Source organism: Celeribacter ethanolicus (assembly GCF_001550095.1).
GTDB lineage: Bacteria > Pseudomonadota > Alphaproteobacteria > Rhodobacterales > Rhodobacteraceae > Celeribacter > Celeribacter ethanolicus.
The window spans coordinates 40,853-59,403 of the sequence record NZ_LRUC01000041.1 but is presented as its reverse complement, the minus strand read 5'-3'; the positions used below and the strand labels follow the sequence as shown (position 1 = coordinate 59,403).

General features: G+C 60.8%; 15 protein-coding genes. 5 read left to right on the top strand and 10 right to left on the bottom strand.

The window, feature by feature from the left end; genetic code table 11:
• Positions 1 to 86 precede the first annotated feature (86 nt).
• From NH195_RS15395 to NH195_RS15385, 3 genes are read left to right on the top strand one after another with little or no spacing between them, the layout of a single operon-like run.
• Positions 87 to 1,067 carry a Bug family tripartite tricarboxylate transporter substrate binding protein gene (locus tag NH195_RS15395; RefSeq protein WP_066708834.1) on the top strand — a complete coding sequence of 327 codons (981 nt, stop codon included), beginning with the start codon at positions 87 to 89 and terminating at the stop codon, positions 1,065 to 1,067.
• Between the two features lie 3 nt (positions 1,068 to 1,070).
• Complete coding sequence (locus NH195_RS15390; protein WP_066708831.1) at positions 1,071 to 1,514, top strand: tripartite tricarboxylate transporter TctB family protein; 444 nt, start codon at positions 1,071 to 1,073, stop codon at positions 1,512 to 1,514.
• A gap of 13 nt (positions 1,515 to 1,527) precedes the next feature.
• The gene (locus tag NH195_RS15385) at positions 1,528 to 3,036 is read left to right on the top strand and encodes a tripartite tricarboxylate transporter permease (protein WP_066708828.1); all 1,509 of its coding nucleotides are present in this window, start codon (positions 1,528 to 1,530) and stop codon (positions 3,034 to 3,036) included.
• A 32-nt stretch (positions 3,037 to 3,068) separates the two neighbouring features.
• Here NH195_RS15385 and NH195_RS15380 read toward each other — a convergent pair whose 3' ends face one another.
• The 7 genes from NH195_RS15380 to NH195_RS15350 all read right to left on the bottom strand — a co-directional run bounded on the left by NH195_RS15380 (position 3,069) and on the right by NH195_RS15350 (position 13,694).
• Entirely contained in the window at positions 3,069 to 6,167 is a 3,099-nt protein-coding gene (locus NH195_RS15380; protein WP_066708825.1) for an efflux RND transporter permease subunit, read from the bottom strand.
• Positions 6,168 to 6,170: 3 nt separating this feature from the next.
• Positions 6,171 to 7,256 carry an efflux RND transporter periplasmic adaptor subunit gene (locus NH195_RS15375; RefSeq protein WP_238379778.1) on the bottom strand — a complete coding sequence of 362 codons (1,086 nt, stop codon included), beginning with the start codon at positions 7,254 to 7,256 and terminating at the stop codon, positions 6,171 to 6,173.
• Positions 7,257 to 7,587: 331 nt separating this feature from the next.
• A complete protein-coding gene (locus NH195_RS15370; protein WP_066708820.1) occupies positions 7,588 to 8,904 on the bottom strand; it encodes a TRAP transporter large permease in 1,317 nt (438 codons plus the stop codon).
• A gap of 1 nt (position 8,905) precedes the next feature.
• A complete protein-coding gene (locus NH195_RS15365; RefSeq protein ID WP_162265881.1) occupies positions 8,906 to 9,439 on the bottom strand; it encodes a TRAP transporter small permease in 534 nt (177 codons plus the stop codon).
• An 88-nt stretch (positions 9,440 to 9,527) separates the two neighbouring features.
• On the bottom strand, positions 9,528 to 10,640 hold the full coding sequence (locus NH195_RS15360) for a type 2 periplasmic-binding domain-containing protein (RefSeq protein WP_066708815.1): 1,113 nt from the start codon (positions 10,638 to 10,640) through the stop codon (positions 9,528 to 9,530).
• Between the two features lie 78 nt (positions 10,641 to 10,718).
• A complete protein-coding gene (locus NH195_RS15355; protein ID WP_202906518.1) occupies positions 10,719 to 11,939 on the bottom strand; it encodes a cytochrome P450 in 1,221 nt (406 codons plus the stop codon).
• Positions 11,940 to 12,011: 72 nt separating this feature from the next.
• Entirely contained in the window at positions 12,012 to 13,694 is a 1,683-nt protein-coding gene (locus NH195_RS15350; RefSeq protein WP_238379777.1) for a dihydroxyacetone kinase family protein, read from the bottom strand.
• Between the two features lie 94 nt (positions 13,695 to 13,788).
• On the opposite strand from NH195_RS15350, the gene NH195_RS15345 reads away from it, so the two are divergent.
• A complete protein-coding gene (locus tag NH195_RS15345) occupies positions 13,789 to 14,289 on the top strand; it encodes a MarR family winged helix-turn-helix transcriptional regulator (RefSeq protein ID WP_066708811.1) in 501 nt (166 codons plus the stop codon).
• 5 nt (positions 14,290 to 14,294) lie between these two features.
• Here the strand turns inward: NH195_RS15345 and NH195_RS15340 are convergent, their stop codons facing one another.
• From NH195_RS15340 to NH195_RS15330, 3 genes are all read right to left on the bottom strand, one after another.
• The gene (locus tag NH195_RS15340) at positions 14,295 to 14,618 is read right to left on the bottom strand and encodes a 2Fe-2S iron-sulfur cluster-binding protein (protein WP_066708808.1); all 324 of its coding nucleotides are present in this window, start codon (positions 14,616 to 14,618) and stop codon (positions 14,295 to 14,297) included.
• A gap of 126 nt (positions 14,619 to 14,744) precedes the next feature.
• A complete protein-coding gene (locus tag NH195_RS15335) occupies positions 14,745 to 15,923 on the bottom strand; it encodes an NAD(P)/FAD-dependent oxidoreductase (protein WP_081423963.1) in 1,179 nt (392 codons plus the stop codon).
• A 12-nt stretch (positions 15,924 to 15,935) separates the two neighbouring features.
• Positions 15,936 to 17,114 (bottom strand): cytochrome P450, encoded by a 1,179-nt coding sequence (locus NH195_RS15330; protein WP_066708805.1) that lies wholly within the window; start codon positions 17,112 to 17,114, stop codon positions 15,936 to 15,938.
• 138 nt (positions 17,115 to 17,252) lie between these two features.
• Here NH195_RS15330 and NH195_RS15325 point away from each other — a divergent pair, with 138 nt between their 5' ends.
• The gene (locus NH195_RS15325) at positions 17,253 to 18,158 is read left to right on the top strand and encodes a LysR family transcriptional regulator (protein ID WP_066708802.1); all 906 of its coding nucleotides are present in this window, start codon (positions 17,253 to 17,255) and stop codon (positions 18,156 to 18,158) included.
• The last annotated feature ends 393 nt before the right edge of the window (positions 18,159 to 18,551 follow it).

The window sequence follows — 18,551 nt, the reverse complement described above, 5'->3', positions numbered from 1 at the left end:
CGACGCCTTGCCGAATCCCGCGCTTTCCGCAATCTTGCGCGCGATTTACGGCTGTTACGCCACATATGACCCCGGGAGGCTCTACCATGATCATTTCGCGCCGCGCGGCCCTTTTGGGTGCCGCCGCCATGACGCTTTGCAAACCCGCTCTGGCACAGGACGCCACCTGGCCGAGCCAGCCTCAGCATGTCTATGTGGGCTTCCCCGCAGGCTCCTCCCCTGACCTTCTGGCCCGCATCGTGACCGAACCGCTGGCCGAAAAACTGGGTCAGCCGATCGTGATCGAAAACAAACCCGGCGCCGGTGGCGTGATCGGCATTCAGCAGATGCTGAACGCTCAGGATCAAAAGAACACCTTTGCCACCACCATCAACGGACCGCTCACCACGGCGCCGCGCCTGACGCCGAGCCTTGGCTATGACGTCGCCGAAGATATTGTTCCGGTGACCCTGATCGCGACCTCGCCGCTGGTGCTTGTCGTTGCCGCCGATTTCCCCGCCGAAAACCTCGCGGATTTTGTCCAAGCCGCTGGCAAAGAACCCGAAGCCCTCGCCTATGGATCCGTCGGCAAAGGCTCGGGCGCGCATCTGACGGCCGAGCTGTTCTCGGACCGTGCCGGTGTGGAGATGCTCCACATTCCCTTCACCTCCTATGCCGAAGTCACGACCGCGATCATTGGTCATGAAATCGATTGCGGTTTCATGGCCCCCTCTGCGGCCATGCAATATGTCGAAGCGGGCAAAGTGAAAATCCTCGGCATCACCTCCGAGACGCCTTTCGCACAGGCCCCCGGCGTGCCGGTCATGGCCGGTCAGGCCGGGTTGCCCGTTGATTTCCGCGCCGAGCTATGGAACGCCTTCATCGCGCCCGCCGGAACAGAGGAGGCGATTGTCGACACGCTGAGCACCCATATCAACGCCATCCTTGCGGATGAGGCTGTGCAAAAGCGGTTGCTCGACATGGGCTGGCAAGCGGCCGGCGGCTCCGCCGAAGAATTGCAACAGCGTATCGCAGAAGACACCAAGGTCTGGGGTGCCGTGCTCGACCGGATCGACGCGAAAGAGTAACCGATGAAGCGCGACATTCCTGATCTCGTTGGTGGCGTCCTTCTGGCCGCCATCGGCCTCTTCGTCGTCTTCTACACGCTGGCGCACTACGAGATTGGCTCCCTGCGCCGGATGGGGCCCGGGTTTTTCCCGGCTGTCCTTGGCGCAGCCTTGGCACTTCTGGGGGGGATGGTCGCGCTTCCTGCCTTGGCCCGGCAGGATGACGCGGTCCAGATCGCGTGGAAAGAATGCCTCGCCGTGCTGGCGGCGATCCTGATCTTCGCCGCCGGTCTCGACCGCTTGGGGCTTGTTCTGGTGACATTGACCAGCGTGCTGATCGCGTCGCTCGCGGCCCCGGATCGGCGGATCGGCTGGCGCATCGTGTTGGCCCTCGTGGTCACCGCGCTGTCGGTCGCGGTGTTTTCCTTCGGATTGAAAATGACCGTCCCGCTCTGGCCGGGACGATGAGAGGCGTAAGACGATGAATGGGTGGGACGGATTTCTGCACGGGCTGAGCGTCGCGACACAGCCCGGCGTGTTGATCTATTGTGTGCTCGGCGTGCTTTTGGGCACCTTCGTCGGCGTTTTGCCCGGCATCGGAGCGATGGCCACGATTTCTCTGTTGTTGCCGATCACCTATTACCTGTCCCCCGAGGCGGCTCTGGTGATGCTGGCCGGCGTCTATTACGGCTCGCAATATGGCGGGGCTGTGGCCTCCATCCTTCTGCGTCTGCCCGGCACGCCGCAGTCAGCAATCACCACGCTCGACGGCTATCCGCTGGCCCAGAAGGGGCGCGCTGGCGTGGCCCTGTTCACCTCGATGATCTCCAGCTTTGCAGGCTCTATGATTGGGATTCTCGTGCTGATCCTGCTGTCGGGCGCTTTGGCTCAGGCGGCGATTGCCTTTGGAGCGGCCGAATATGCCGCGATGATGATCCTCGGCCTGGTTGCCGCCTCGACGGTCGGCGCGAAACACCCGGCGAAAAGCATGGCTATGGTCGTGCTGGGGCTGATCCTCGGCTGTGTCGGGACCGATGTGAATTCCGGCGAGCAGCGTTTTATCTTTGGCCAGACCGAGCTGATGGACGGCATCAACCTCGTGGCGCTGGCGATGGGCCTGTTTGGCGTGGCGGAGGTAATCTCCAACATTCGTGTCGCCGAACGCACCGGCGTGCCGCCGCGCGTCGCATTGCGCGATCTTCTGCCCAGCCGGGCAGAGCTGCGGCGTATCCCCTTCCCCGCCTTGCGCGGCGCCAGTCTCGGCAGTTTCTTCGGTGCGCTCCCCGGCACCGGATCGACGATTTCGTCTTTCCTCGCCTATGCCACGGAGCGCCGCATCTCGCGCCGCTCAGAGCAATTCGGCAAGGGCGCGGTCGAAGGGATCGCGGGGCCCGAGGCGGCCAATAACGCCGCCGCGATCAGCGCCTTCGTCCCCACGCTCTCGCTTGGCATTCCGGGCGATCCGATCATGGCACTTATGCTGGGCGCCTTGGTGATTCACGGCGTACAGCCCGGCCCCTTGATGCTCGACGCGCGCCCCGACATGTTCTGGGGCCTGATCGCGAGTTTCGGGATCGGAAACCTGTTGCTGTTGGTGCTCAACCTGCCTCTGATCGGCATCTGGGTGTCGATGCTGCGCATCCCGTTCCGATGGCTCTACCCCGCCATCCTGATCTTTGTCAGCCTCGGCGTCTATTCGGTACGAGGATCAAGCTTTGACATCTTCGCCGTCGCCCTCATCGGTGTCATCGGCTACGCGCTCTCGCTGGCACGGTTCAACCCGGCGCTGTTATTGTTGGGGTTCGTCTTGGGACCTCTCATCGAAACCAACCTGCGGCGCGCCCTTCTGATTGGACGAGGCGATCCGATGGTCTTCCTGCAACGCCCGATCGCCGCGGCCTTTATCCTCGCCGCCGGCGCACTCATCGTGATGGCCGTGGTACAGGTGCTGCGCCGTCGCGCACCCGAAGCGGATGAGGCGGAGACCTGAGGCCCTACGCCCCCCGCGAAGATCTGCCGCCGCTACCTTGCCGCACATGACAACGTGAATTTTCGAATGATCACGTAGAAGGCTGGCACCATGAAAATCCCGATGAAGGTCGCCGCGGCCATCCCGCCCAGAACGGCAAAGCCGATGGCGTTCTGCGCCGAGGCCCCAGCGCCCGAGGCTTTTGCCAGCGGCAGAACACCCAGCATAAAGGCCAGAGAGGTCATGAGGATCGGGCGCAAACGCAGCTTGGCCGCTTCGATCGCAGCCTCTACGACAGGCATGCCTTTTTCTTCGAGGCCACGCGCGAATTCCACAATCAGGATGGCGTTTTTCGCGGCCAAGCCGATGGTCGTCAGAATGCCGACCTTGAAATAAACGTCATTCGACTGATCGAACAGCCACGCGAACAAAAGCGCGCCAAAGACACCGACCGGGACGGAGAGCATCACGGAGAACGGGATCGACCAGCTTTCATAAAGGGCTGCGAGACAGAGGAACACGACCAGCACGGAGAGCGCGTAGAGATAGGGCGCTTGGTTGCCGGATTGCTGCTCTTGGTAGGACAGCTCCGTCCACGCCACGCCGTAGCCGCCGTCTAAACCTTCGGCGAGGGCCTGGATCGCATCCATCGCCTCGCCCGAGCTGGTGCCATCGGCCGGGGAGCCGGAGATCTCGATGGAATCGATCGCATCCATGCGCGACAGCGTCGGCGAAACGGAGACCCATTCGGTCGTCACGAAGGACGCAAACGAGACCATGTCGCCATCGGCGTTGCGGGCATACCAGTCCTCGATGTCTTCTGGCTGCATCCGGTAGCTGGCATCTGCCATGACGATCACCGGACGCAGAGAGCCATTGAAATCGAAATCATTGACCGAAGACCCCGCAAAGATGGTCGAGAGGATCGAATTTACCTCACTCACCGAGACACCAAAGCTTTCGGCTTTCTGCTGGTCGATGATCAGTTTGAGAACGGCTTCGCTGTCGACGCCGGAGACGTCGATGTTTTGCAGGCGACCGTCCTGATTGGCCAAGCTTTCCACCTCTTCAGCCGCCGCGATCAGGGCGTCACGCCCGGTGTTGCCATAGTCCACAAGCTCCATGGAGAAGCCCGAGGTATTGCCAAGGCCGGGAATGGCGGGCGGTTGCATGAACATCACCTGCCCCGCGCGCAGCCCCGCGAAATGCATCGTCGCCCGCTGCGCCACGGCGGAGGCCGACAGATCGTCGCCTTCGCGTTCATCGAAATCCTTGAGTTTGACGAAGAGCATCGCGGTGTTCTGCCCCGTGCCGCCAAAGCCAAAGCCCAGCGTCGCAAAGGTACTGTCCACGACCGCGCTTTCCTCGTTCAACAGGTAATCTTCGACCTGGGTCACCACCTCTTCGGTTTGCGGCGTGGTGGAGCCCTCAGACAGGTTGACCATGACCATCAACACGCCTTGGTCCTCTTGCGGCAGGAAGGACGACGGCAGACGCGTGTAGACGCCCCAGGCGCCGGCGAGGAACGCCGCGAGCACAAGGATCATAAGGAATGGACGCTTGAGAATACGCGCAACGGCAGAGGTATAGCCCCCATTCGCCCGGTCGAAATTGCGGTTGAACCAACGTGCGGGGGCGAGGCCTTCGCCGTGTTTCGCGGGCTTGAGGATCGTGGCGCAAAGCGCGGGCGTCAGGATCAAAGCAACCGCCGCCGACAGCACCATCGCCGTGATAATCGTCACCGAGAACTGCCGGTAAATCACCCCCGTGGAGCCGCCGAAAAAGGCCATCGGCAGGAACACGGCGGAGAGCACAAGCGCAATGCCGACGAGCGCGCCGGTGATCTGCCCCATGCTTTTCTCGGTCGCCGCCATAGGCGCAAGGCCGTCATCCTCGATGGTGCGTTCGACGTTCTCGACCACGACAATGGCGTCATCGACCAAAAGCCCGATGGCCAGAACCATGGCGAACATCGTCAGCGTGTTGATCGAATAGCCAAGGGCCGCAAGCACGGCGAAAGTCCCGGCCAAAACGACTGGCACGGCGATGATCGGAATGATGGTTGCCCGCCATTTTTGCAGGAACACGAGGATCACGAAGAACACCAAAACGATGGCCTCGATCAGCGTGTGATAAACCTTTTCAATCGACAATTCGACAAAGGGGGAGGTGTCATAGGCATATTGGATTTCCACACCTGCGGGCAGAGAGGCCTCCAGTTCGGAGAGCGTCGCGCGCACGGCATTGGCGGTGTCGACCGCGTTCGCCCCCGTGGCGAGGTTCACGCCGAAACCCGCCGCATTCGCGCCATTAAACCGCGCGTCGGAGCCGTAATCCTCCTGCCCGATTTCGATGTCGGCGACATCGCCCAAGACGACGCTGCTCCCGCCCTCTTCGGTCGTAAGAAGGATATTCTCGAACTCTTCAACCGAGGTGAGCTGGCTTTGCGCGGTGATCGTTGCGGTGAATTGCTGGCCCTCGACCACGGGCAATTCGCCCAAAGACCCGACGGACACGGTGGTATTCTGGTTCTGAACTGCATCGGTCACGTCAGCGGGCGTCAGGTTATATTGCGCAAGCTTGAGCGGATCGAGCCAGATGCGCATCGCATAGCCGGAACCGAAACTGTTGATCCCACCAACACCTTCTGTGCGCTGCACAGGACCGGAAACCTGATTGTCGAGAATATCGCCCAACTCGATCGTGGAATAGCTGCCATCGGTGGAAACAATCGCGCCGACCATCAGGATCGAGGAGGAAGACCGCGACACGGTGACCCCGGAATCCTGAACCGCGTCGGGGAGCTGGCTTTCAACTTGCGAGATTTTCGATTGGACCTCGTTTTGCGCGTCAATCGGATCGTTGCTTTCGTCGAAGGTCAGTGAGATCGAGGAGGAGCCCTCGCTCGACGAGCTCTGCATATAAAGCACGCCGTCGATCCCAGTCAGCGCATCTTCAAGAACGGAGGTCACGGAGTTTTCGACCGCATCGGCCGTGGCTCCGGAATAGCTGGCGGAGATACGCACGGTCGTTGGGGCGATATCGGGATATTGCGACACGGAAAGCTGGGTATAGGCGAAGATGCCCGCGAGCATCGTCACGATGGCGAGAACCCAGGCGAAGACGGGGCGGTGGATGAAAAAGCGAACCATGGCTTAGTCAGCCTCAGTCGTCGTATCAGAATCGTCCGAAGCGGCATCCTCAACCACGCCAGCATCATTGATTGTCACCGGCACCGTGGTGATCGTCGCGCCATCGGTCAGGTTGGTGAGCCCATCAAGGATGATCTCATCCCCGACCGAAACCCCATCGGTAACAATCCACGCATTATTGGCGGTCTCGCTGTAGCTCAGCGTCACCTGATGCGCAGTCCCGTCTTCTGCGACAAAGGCCGTTAGCGTCCCGTCCGACTGCCGCGTCGTCGCACGCTGCGGCACCAAAATCGCCTTCGACGTCCCAAGCGTGACATCCACGCGGAGGAACTGACCCGGAAGGATCAGACGATCGGGGTTGTCGAATTCAAAGCGCAGATCAATCGATCCGGTGGTGGTCGAAACCGTCACGCCGGGGCTGATCAGGGTGCCTTTCCCATCATAAACTTCGCCGTTTTCAAGCGTCAGTGTCACGTCGAGCTGTTTGCCCGGCGTCAAAGTCCCGGCATCGACCTGTTCGCGGATGCGCATGAGCCGCGCGGAGCTTTCGGACACATCGACATAGATCGGGTCAAGTCGCGTGACCGTGGTCAGCGCATCGCTTTGATTGGCAGTGACCAAAGAGCCGACCGAAAATTCGGGCACATCGGGGATGCCGGCGATGGGACTGCGGATCTCTACCCGGTCGAGATCGAGCTGCGCCTGTTTGAGATCGGCTTCGGCGCTTTTCACACTCGCTTTGGCCTGCGCCAATGTCGCCCGCGCGCTTTCAAGATCAGAAGTCGAGGCGCCCACACCTTCGAGTTTCGTGTAACGGTCATAGGCCGCCTGCGCCGTGATCAATGTCGCCTCGGCACTGTCTCGTGCCGCTTCGGCAGAGGCATAGGCTGCCTCATAGGTCTCCGCATCGAGCCGGAACAACAAATCTCCGGCTTCGACACGTTGCCCGGCTGTATAGGCGATCTCTTCTATCACCCCTTCGACACGCGGACGAATTTCTGTTTGTTCCTTCGCCACGGCACGCCCCGGCAAAGTCGTCGTAAAGGGCACCTCCGTCTCGGAAAGCACCATGACCCCGACTTCAGTCATCCCGCCGCCTGTCGGCCCCGCTTGCGCAAATAGGTTGATCGGACACACCGCAAGCGCCACGCAAATAGGAACTTGCAGGATCTTTCTGGCGACAGACATAGGGCTTCCTTCGCTTTTCTCGGGCGCAAACTATTGCGACAAGAAGATTATACGCAGAAAGTGACAATCTCTGTCGCAAGAAAAAACAAAACGGAGAACATCTGCCGCTCCTGCGGCAGGCGCATCACTTATCGAAGTGAACCACACCCGGTATGGCCGGACACGAGATGCAGGGTCTGGTTGGCGCAGGCCTGCTTCGGCCCACGCCCAAGGCTCTCAGGTGGGGTCGCCGTCAGCGCATCAGGTCCGGCAGGAACAGCGTGATCGAGGGGACGGCGATCAACAGCACCATCACCACGACCTCACAGGCCAGAAACCATCCGACGCCCCGGAAAATCGTCCAGATCGGCACCTCGCTTCCGACCACTGATTTCACAACGAAGACATTCATCCCCATCGGCGGCGTGATCATCCCGATCTCGATGTATTTCACGACGATAATGCCGAACCAGATCAGATCGAGCCCCAGCGTTTCGATCATCGGCAGGAACACCGGCATGGTGATCAGCATGATGCCCAGAGGGTCGAGGAACATGCCGAGGATCAGGTAGATGACGGAGAGCGCGATGACGATCAAAAGCGGATCCCCCGCCCAAGAGCCGACCATATCGACCAAAAGCCCCGAGACGCCGGTGAGTGACAAAAGCCGTGTATACATCACCGCGCCCATGCCGACGAAAAAGATTTGTGCAGTGACCGCCATCGCCTCTTTGAGCGCTTCGGTGAAACGTCGTGTGTCCATCCGGCCTTGCAGGATCGAAATCGTCAAAGCCAGCGCCGCCCCAACACCACCGGCTTCGGTCGGGGTGACGATTCCGCCGTACAGCCCACCGATTATGCCAAAAATCAGCATCGCGAGTGGCCATGTTTCCTTGAGCGCAGACATCCGGTCCCGCTTGAGTGTCGCCAGTTCCGCATCGTCAAGTTTCGGTGCCAGATCGGGGTTCAGCTTGCAGCGAATGAGGATCATCACCACATAGGCAAACCCCGTGAGAATGCCGGGAATTACCCCCGCAATCAAAAGTCGGGAAATCGACACCTCTGCAAAAACACCATACAAAACTAGCAAAATAGAGGGCGGAATGAGCGCCGAGAGTGTTCCTGCCGAAGCGACAACCCCGGTGGCGAGCCCCTTGTTATACCCCGCCTTGAGCATCTCTGGAATGGCGAGCCGCCCCATCGCCGCCGCCGAGGCAAGGGACGATCCGCAGGCGGCGGCGAAACCCGCAGAAGCGATGTTTGCGGCCACGGCCAACCCGCCCGGCAGGGCCGAGAACCAAAGCCGCGCGGCACGGAACAGGGCGGTCGAGATGCCCGACTGATTGGCAATGGCTCCCATCAACAGGAACATCGGGATCGCCGTCAAATCCCAGCTCGCGGCAAAGGAAAACGGCGTCTCGCGCAGGATCGACAGGGCAATCGGCGTGTTGCGCACAAAGGCCAGTCCGCCAAGCGACACCACGCCAAGCGCCACGCCGATCGGCACGCGCAACCCGATCAGGGTCAACAGGATCGCAAGCGTCGTCAGACCGAAATACAAAGTATCCATGTCACACCCCCTCCGAGCTGGGCATATCCGGGACGTGATCTTTCTTATGCGGTGGTTCGGCTTTCCCTGACAGCCGCAGGATCAGTTTTAGGAGCAGCACGAGGAACATCGCCCCGCCCGCAATCGGCAAAAGCCAACGCGTTGGCCAGATCGGCAGATAGCCCCCGAAAATCTCCCAAACCTCGCCGCGCATGGTTTTCGACAGGGCCGACAACCATGTCTGCCAGACAAAAATCGCCACATAGGCCAACGTCAAAAGATCGGTCAGTACCGTGACGATCTTTTGCATCCGCGGACCCATCTGATCGACGAACAGGTCCGCCGTCACATGTTGGTCCCGCAGGCTCACCCAGGCGAGCGGCAGGAACGCAGCGGCGATCATGTAATAGGAGGCGGTGATCTCTCCGGTTCCCGGCAGCGGGTGGTTGAACACGGTGCGCGCGATCACATCGACCGTCACATGTGTCATCATCAGCGCGCCAGCGACCAGCGCAATCCAGAACAATACGTCGGCAAGGCGCGACGCAAACTTCATCAGGCGTTCCATCGAAGCCCTCGCAATTGGAATGTGGGATCAGAGCGAGCCAGCGTGCGCGCCAGCCCGCAGCGGAAAGCGCCCCGGATCAGAGATCGGCGGGATCGACCTTGGCATAGACTTCATCCCAAAGCTTCGCGGCAAAGGCATCGACATCGCCGTTGATCTCTTCGGAATAGCCGCGCCATTTTTCGACATTCGCCAGATAGGTGTTGATCAGAGCTGCCGGATCGGACAGCCCAAGTGCCTTGCCATTCTCGATCAAACGGGCGCGGTCCTTGTCGATGAAACCATTGACCAGGTCGGTCAGATCGTCGGCGGGTGTCACAAGTTCAACCCCCATCTCGGCCTGTTGATGCGCAAAGCTTTCGCGGTCGCGGTCCACGTAATTGCCGATGGTGTGTTTCGCCGTGACATAGGCCGAGGCCCGCAAATGGGCGGCCTGCGCCTCGGACGACATGTCGAGAAATGTCTCCCGGTTCATCAAAAAACCAACGGCCGGAGAGGCCACACCCAAAGGCAGGTCCGTCACCTGTTTGGCATATTCGCCATAGCCATAGGTCTGAAGCCATTCGCGCGCCGCCATGAGACATTCAAGCCCACCGCGTTGCAACAGGCTCACCGCCTCGGTCAACGTCACCGCCATCGGCGTCGCGCGCCCCATGGAGGCCATTTCGGCATAGCCACCCGTTGCACGGATGCGTTTGCCTTTCAGATCGGCCATGCTGGCCACCGGCGAGGTGCACATCAGTCGGTAAGAGGCCGAGGCAAAAGGCCCGAACGGCAGAGCGTTGTTGTCTTTCGCCTCTGCAACACAATCCGGGCAATTCAGGAACATCGTCTCGGTGACGGCCCCTGCAACGGCCACGGGATCGTCCCCCGGCACGACGACCGAATAGAGCAAGGTGAGAGATGGCATCGCCTCCGGCGTATAGACCGGGATCTGCAAACCGCCCTGCATCAGCCCGTCTCCAACGGCAGCGAGAGACCCGCGCCCGTCCGCCAGCTGTCCCCCCGCGATCAGCTCCCATGTGACATCGCCGCCGGTTTCCTCTTCGATCATCGAAAAGGCGCCGGGCAAAGTGTCCGTGTTGAGATAATCCGATGCGGGCGGCCAGGAGCCATAAATCGGCGTCTCTGCTACGGCCGCGCCAGTGATGCCGAGCGCAACAAGCGCCCCAAGTCCGAGTGTCGTTTTCATTGTGCGTTTCCTCCCTTGCTTGCGTCCTCCTCCGACGCTCGCGATTTGTAGGTTGCGTTATCCTTCGTGGACTTCTTGTCAGGCTGGCTCAACTTCGACTGGGATCGAGTGATACCCCCTGAGCCAGTTGATATTGATCTTCTCTGGCGTCCCCGCCAGATGAATGCGTTTGACCCGCGCGCTCAGCGCCTTGAGCACGGATTCGGCTTCGAGGCGGGCGACCATCTGGCCGACGCAGCCATGAATGCCGATACCGAACGCCAGATGGCCGACAGGACGCCGCGTGATGTCATATTCATCGGGCTTGTCCCATTTCTCCGGATCACGGTTGGCTGCGGCGAGCCACATCAACACCTTTTCCTCCCCGCCAAGAGAGACACCCGCAAGCTCGGTCGGCCCCGAGGTCGTGCGTCCGATCACCGGGCTGGGCGCCCTGAACCGCAACCCTTCTTCAAAGGCCGGGCGAGCCAGACCGGGATCGGCGCGCAGCATGTCCCATTGATCGGGGCGCGCGATGAGTTCCATCAGCGTCATCCCGATGCCAAAGACCGTCGTGTCGATCCCGGCGGAAATGAAGGCGCGCACGAGCATCCCGGCTTCTTCATGGGTGATGTCCCCGGCATGGGCCGCCGCGTAAATCTCGGCCCCGAAGCTGTTCGGCAGGATATTCTTTTCATCCATCTGAGCGGCGACATATTCAAACGTCCCCTGCTCTTCGACGACCTTCAAAGCCTCTTTGTAAAGATCGTTCTTCGGCCCCATCGCGTTGAAATTCAGCGTCGAATAGGGCATCAGATGATGCCGCCCTTCGGGTTTCAGGCCCGCCGCATCGGGCAGCACTTTAAAGGGAAAGGCAAAGGCCAAATCTTCGGCGAGATCGAAGCTGCGGCGCTCTACTAAGGCATCGACCATACGTTCCGCTTCAACGCGGAAATCCTCCGCAAGTTTGCGCAGAGCCGCGTTTGACAGGATGCGGGCGAGCACCTTGCGGTTCGGCGTATGCGTCGGCGGATCGGCTTCGAGAATGACGGAGGGTTTGCGCCACGGTTCTTCGCGAACGACATTGGTCAGCCCTGTGCCATAGGCCGAAGAAAAGCGTCGCCAATCGGAAAACACCTCGCGCACGACAGCGTCCTGTCCGGTGATCCAGACGCCGTATTTTGGCAACCAAACAACCGGCCCCGCCTCGCGCACCGCGCGGTCGAAGGCCTCGGGATTGTCCCTTGTCTCCTGACTGAACGGATCGAGATCCACCTCCGGGCGGGACTGCGTCCGGCTCTCTTCAAACATTGCTGACATCGTCTCCTCCCATAATCAGTTTAAAGTGCAACTGATTTATCCTTCAACTGATTTCTCGTAAAATGACCCGTCTCACCGCAGCGCTGTCGCGGCGGCGGACAGCCAGATCGCAACAGCCTGCGCCCCCGGATCGCGATGCCCCAGAACACGTGCGCCGACATAGCTCGACCGGCCTCTGCGCGGGTGCATATCCGCTGTTGCTGCCGCGCCCGCCTCGGCCGCCTCGGCAGCACGTCCGAGGGCCTCTGTCGCATCTTTTGCCGCGTGCATCGCATCTCGCGCGGGCACGAGGGCGTCGACCATGGTGCGATCGCCCGGTGCCGCGCCACCCAAGGCACAGAGCGCCGCCACACCGGCGGAAAATCCTTCGACGATCAGGTCCAGAGACGAGGCCTCTTTGCCCTTGATCTCATTGGCCGCACCCATAGCGAGAATGGCGTAGAGCGGGCCGGATGTGCCGCCGGTCGAGGCCCGAACGATGTCTCCGATCCGCTGCCAAAGTGCGGCGCCCGACAAGGTTTCAAGCTCGGATTGCGCCTCCATCAAGGCGGTGGCCCCGCCCGCCAGAGACCGGCCAATATCGCCATCGCCGACGATCTGGTCCATGCGCGTCAGCTCCGGTTCCGATCCGACAATTGCGCGACAGGCCGCCATGACAACAGCAACCGCCGTGACATCGCCCTGCATCTTTGAGGGGGACACGACCGGCTTTGCAGGTCCGCTCACCGTTGCGGGTTCGGCAGGATGTCCGGGCAAAGTCCAGGCGGGAGACGCTGCAGGGGCATCGAGCGCCCCGAGCCGGTCATCGTCGAGTTTCATGAGAGAGAGCGACACACCGGCCATGTCGATCGCGGTAAGGAATGTGCCGGCCCAAACCCGCTCGACCACGAGGCCTTTATCGGCACAGGTTTCAAGCGCATCTCCGGCCATGATCGACACTTCCATCGGCGGCGTCGCTCCCAGATTGTTGACCAAAAGCGCAACCCGGTCCCCGGGGGTGAACCCGCGATCCGTGACGATTTTCTCGACCAGCGCATGGGCCAGCTCGCGGGCGGGTGAGAGGGCTGTGCGCTCTAACCCCGCCTCGCCGTGGATGCCGAGACCCAACTCGATCTCACCTGCACCCAGTTCAAAATTCGGCGTTCCGGCTGCGGGCACAACACAGGGGGTCAGCGCGACGCCCATGGAACCGGTCTCCGCCACAGCCGCCTCGGCGCGGGCTTTGACCTCTGCGAGAGACGACCCCTCTTCCGCCGCAGCGCCAGCGATCTTGTGGATCAGAACCGTGCCGGCAATGCCGCGGCGTCCCGCCGTTTCTTCCGCAGAGCCGAGGGCGCTGTCATCGTCCACGATGATCAGATCGGTCTCGATCCCCTCGCTGCGCGCGATCTCGGCGGCCAGCCCGAAATTGAGCCGATCACCCGTGTAATTCTTGACGATCAACAGCACGCCGCCCGGTCCGGCCACCGCCCGGATCGCGGTCAAAACCGCGTCCGTCGAGGGCGAGGCGAAGACATCTCCGGCCACCGCTGCGGTCAAAAGACCGGGGCCGACATAGCCCGCATGCGCCGGTTCGTGGCCGGAGCCACCGCCGGAAATCAGCGCCACTTTCCCCGCCGCAATCACCGCCTCGACATCCGCGCGCACCACGGTGGTCGTCCCTTCGATCAGTCGCAGTCCCGTCGAGGTCTTCACCAGCCCTTCGAGAGCCTGCGGCACCACGGACGGTACGTCATTGATCAGTTTCTTCATCATTTCCTCCCATGTCTCCCTACTGCGCCCTGCGCTGTGCAGTTTGCAATTAAACTCTGCCTTCGTTATCCATTGGGCACCACCGAGGAGCACCCGCATGTCCGAGCCGACCATTGTCACCGAACGCAATCTTTCGGTTCGCGCCGAAACCTATGCGCCCTATTTTTTGTCCCTCATCAACAACCGGCTCTCGTGGGGCGCGTCCCAGCTCTATCTCTCGCTCTTCGATCTCGGTCTCAACGAGTGGCGTATCCTCTCTGCGCTTCGGAACGAACCCGGCATTCAGGCCCTGCGTGTCTCCGAGATGGTCTCGATGAACAAATCCGTTGTCAGCCGTTCGACCCGCAAGCTCGAAGAAGAAGGTCTGGCCGTCGCGCGTCTCGTGATGGGAAAGCGCCTTTTGTGGCTGACCGACGAAGGCGCGAAGGTTCATGACGAGATCATCGAGATTGCCTATCGCCGCGAGGCCGCCCTCCTTGACGGGTTTGACGATAAAGACCGAGAGATGCTGTTCGCGCTCTTGCAGCGGCTGGCCGACAATCTTCCGAAAGTCGAACAGCTCGACCAAAGCCTGCTACACGAGCCTGCGCGGCGCTGATCCGGTTACACCTGACTTTCGGGCAGGTGGACGACCATACCTTCCATTTCGGCAGTGATCTGAACCTGACACCCCAGGCGGCTGAAATCCGTCACCTCGGCGGCGGCGCAATCGAGCATCTCGGTTTCGATCTCTTGTTTCGGGTCGGCAATCTCGGCCAGCTCCGGGGAGAGGTAGACATGGCAGGTCGCGCACATCGCGGCGCCGCCACATTCCCCCACCACTTCCGCGATGCCGTTGCTCACCGCTGTGAACATGATGTTGTCGCCTACCCGCGCATCGACGATCTGTCGCGAACCTTGTGCGTTTTCAAAGATGAGTTTGACCATCTTAAACTCCTCCGTTTTCTAGATTTATATATCAATCTGTTTAATTTGCAACTTATCGGATGGGAGACGGCCCCTGTCCTGTAGTTTCGGGTCGTGCAGCCATCCAGCCCACGGGTGAAGCGGGACCTACTGGGTTGCCAGCGGCAGGAAATCCTCGCGGCGAAGACGTTCGCCCTGCCCCATCAGCTTGCGTGCTTTCATGTGGGTTTTTGCGGCGTTGACGGTTTCAACCGCTGTCACATGGTCACCGTCCAGACGCAGGACAGTGCCATCCGGCAGAGCCTCGCAGGCGTCCGTCGGCGCGGCCAGCCCGGCGATCTGAAGCTTCCAATCGGCCTGATCGGACCAGAACCACGGCACCGCGCGATAGGGGCTGTCATCCCCTTTTGCGATCCGTTTCGCGATCAGCCGCGCGTGATCCGTTGCCGCCTGAACGCTTTCGAGCCGCACGTGTTGGTCGCTGTTCGGATCGGGGAAAGACGCGCAGTCACCAAGTGCGGAAATCGCGGGGTCCGCCGTCACAAGGCGGGAATCAACCACGATCCCGTTTTGCACCGGCAACCCCGCCTCAGATGCCAGTTCCGCATTCGGCACGACACCGGCGGCCAGCAGGATGAAATCCGCCGCGACCTCACGACCGCTGGCCAGAGCAAAGCCGCTTTCCGTCCCCGCGCTCACCGGATCGGCCAAGAGGACCTCGACCCCCATCTCGCGATGTTTCGCGGCAAAACGGTCGGACATCACAGGTGACACCGCGCGCCCCATCAGGCGGGGTCCCGCCTCGGCAACCGTCACCTCATAGCCAAGTTCACGCGCCACGGCTGCGAATTCGAGGCCGATGAAGCCACCGCCGATCACGCCGACCCGTTCCGCTTTCGGCAGGGCCTTGCGCAGCGCCAGCGCATCGGACAAGGTCCGCAAATCCCGCGCGCGGGTCAGACCGGGGATCGGCGGGCGCATGGTGCGGGTGCCGGTGGCAAGAATGAGATGATCATAGGGAATGTCCTGCGATCTGGCGCGGACACGTTGTGCGGCTCGGTCAATCGCCTCGACCCGCAGTCCGAGATGCAGCTCAATCCCGTTCGTCTCGTAAAAGCTATCGGGCCGCAGCGCGAGACGGCTCGCGTCGCCCGTCTTGAGGTAGGCCTTGGACAGTGGCGGGCGTTGATAGGGCGCGGCGATTTCCTCTCCGATCAGGACGATGCGCCCTTCATAGCCCTCCTGCCGCAAGGAGGCAGCGGCCTGTAGCCCGCCCTGCCCTGCGCCGATGATCACGATCTGATCGGATTTGTGCATCTGGTCCATCTTCCTACGGCCTCAGTTCAATGTCACCGGAAGGTTGAGCGGGCCACGAAAACCGAAGCCGCTCCAGATCACCTTTGCCGGATCGTCGAGTGTCATGTTGGGAAAGCGGTCGAACAGCAGCGGCAGCATGATCTGCCCCAGGGTCCGACGCGCGACCTGAGCGCCCGCGCAATGGTGCGGACCGCTGCCAAAGGCCTGATGCGGATGCTTGTCGCGGAAGATGTTGAACAGTTCGCCATCCTCGCCATAGATCGTCTCGTCGCGGTTGGCCGACGCCTGAATCGTCATCACCGCCTCACCCGGCCCGACGAAAACATCGCCGATCTGCACTTCCTGTGTGGTGCGGCGCCCGGAGACCTGAATCGGCGCGACCCAGCGCACCCCTTCCTCGAAAGCATCTTCCCAGAGGGCCTGGCGTTTGACCTCCTCGAATTGGTCGGGGTTGGTCAAAAGCCCATAGACAATCGTCGCCAGCGCATCGCGCGGCTCATTGATGCCACCGCCGATGGCAATCTTGAGGTTGGCGTAGACCTGACTCATTGGGATCGGATTTCTGGCGTTGAGCATGGTGGAAAAGGCCGAATTGTTCGGCTCGGCGCGATGGCGCGAAATCAGGCTGTCAAACAAAGCGTTCATCTCAGCATTTGCCGCATCTGACAGCTCGAAGAGCTTCGGGTCATAGCCGAAGTTTCCGGCGCCATCGATCAGGGTCTGGGACCAGCGCTGCATGTCCTCGTCACTTGCCTCATCAAGCCCAAGCATATGCGCGAGGATGCGCGCTGCGATGGGGCCGCAAAGGTCGCGGAACAGATCGACAGTTTCGCCACGCGGCAGGCGCGAGACATAGTCCTCGGCCAGACGGGTGTAGAGATCGGCCCAGTCGGTGCGGATCACTTTCGGCGAAAAGGCGGGCTGCATCGCCATGCGTTCGGCGCGGTGCTCCGCCCCGTCTTTCCGCATCAATGTCTGGGCCTGAAACGCCGGTTTCATCGGCGTGGTCGGATCGTCGGAGCTAAAAATCTCCGGCGTTTCCTTGATCCATTTGGTATGTTCGGCGCGGGTCACGAGAATCCGGTTGGTCTGCGCCATGCGCACGACAGGCGTCTCGGCGCGCATCCGTTTGTAAATCGGATAGGGGTCCCGTGTGAGGTCGGCCAATGTGACCGCCTCATTGATTGGCAAATCGAGCATCTACAGGTCTCCTCCCAAAGCTGTAGTGCACCCAGTTAAACGATCAGGCTTTCATCCAGCAACCCGATAGAATAGATATAAGACATCTGAAAAGTAGATCGCAAACAGATGAAGCCGCGCCAATGAAAGACAACCTAGGTGCCTAAAACAATCGATAGTCTCGCCACGGATTTCCGCGCCCTCGAGGTGTTAGTCCGTGTCTACCGCTTCGGGTCTTTCACCCGTGCCGCCGAAGATCTCAATATGAATCAATCGGTTGTCAGCTATACCATCGACAAGCTCAGAGGCGTGTTCGATGATCCGCTTTTCGTGCGGGAGGCGCGCAAACTGATCGCCACGGCGCGCTGCGAAGAGGTGGTCACGGAGGCTCAGGAGCTTTTGGTGCGCTTTGCCCACTTGACGACGGAACGCGGGTTCGACCCGGAAAACAGCCGCGAAACGATTTCGATCGCATGCAACTATTACGAACGGGCCTTGATCATTCCCCATCTCGCCCACGCGATCCGAGCCGAAGCCCCGCAGATGAAAATCGAAATCATCGACGCCTCCTATATCGGGCATGACAAGCTCTTGCGGATGGAGGCCGATGTGTTGATCGGCCCCTTCGTTCAGCTTGGTGCCGCCTTTTATACGCGCACACTCTACGAGGACCCCTATGTTTGCGTGATGGACCCAGCCCATCCCGCCACGCAAAGGAATTTGACGCTGACGGATTATCTCGCGTTGGAGCATGTCTACATCACCTACGGCGGCCACTGGAAATCGCGCTACATGCAATTTCTCGAAGACGCGGGACACACCCTCTCCATCGCCATTCGTACGCCGAGCCCCGCAGGCATTCAAAATCTCATCGCGGGAACAGAACTGATCGCGACGGTGCCGGAACGCCTCTCTCGTCAATTTGGCGACGGCCTCTACGTGACGCCATGCCCCGTCAGATCGACCGTCGCAATTCAGATGGTCTGGACCGCCCGCACGCAGACCTCCGACATGCACAAATGGGTGCGTAGCAAGATCGTCGAGACCATTCACCAAACCGGATGAGCGACGCCGTGATCGGTGTGCGGTCGCGAAAGAGCACGAGGGCATCCGCCTCTTACACCTTGCGCGCAAGAACGGCCTCATCTGCAAACCGCTCCGCTCATAGGTGGCATCATGCCCGTCGAGCATCCGGAAACTCAGTAGATGTCTGAACGTGTCGTCGAAATCGTCCAGAATGCTAACCTTCTTAGCGTTACCTCTCCTTATGATTTTCAAGACCTGACGTTAAGATCCAAGCCGATCCGCTTCGCGGCAATCGGGGCGGCTGGGATGACCAAGAGAACCCTGACGAGGTCGTGCGAACCGTCAATCCGAAATGACCGCCCCGCAACAATGCCGAGCACAGCCATCTTCCCTGCCCGCAGAACAATTTCTGCGGCATTGTCATGTTGTTTG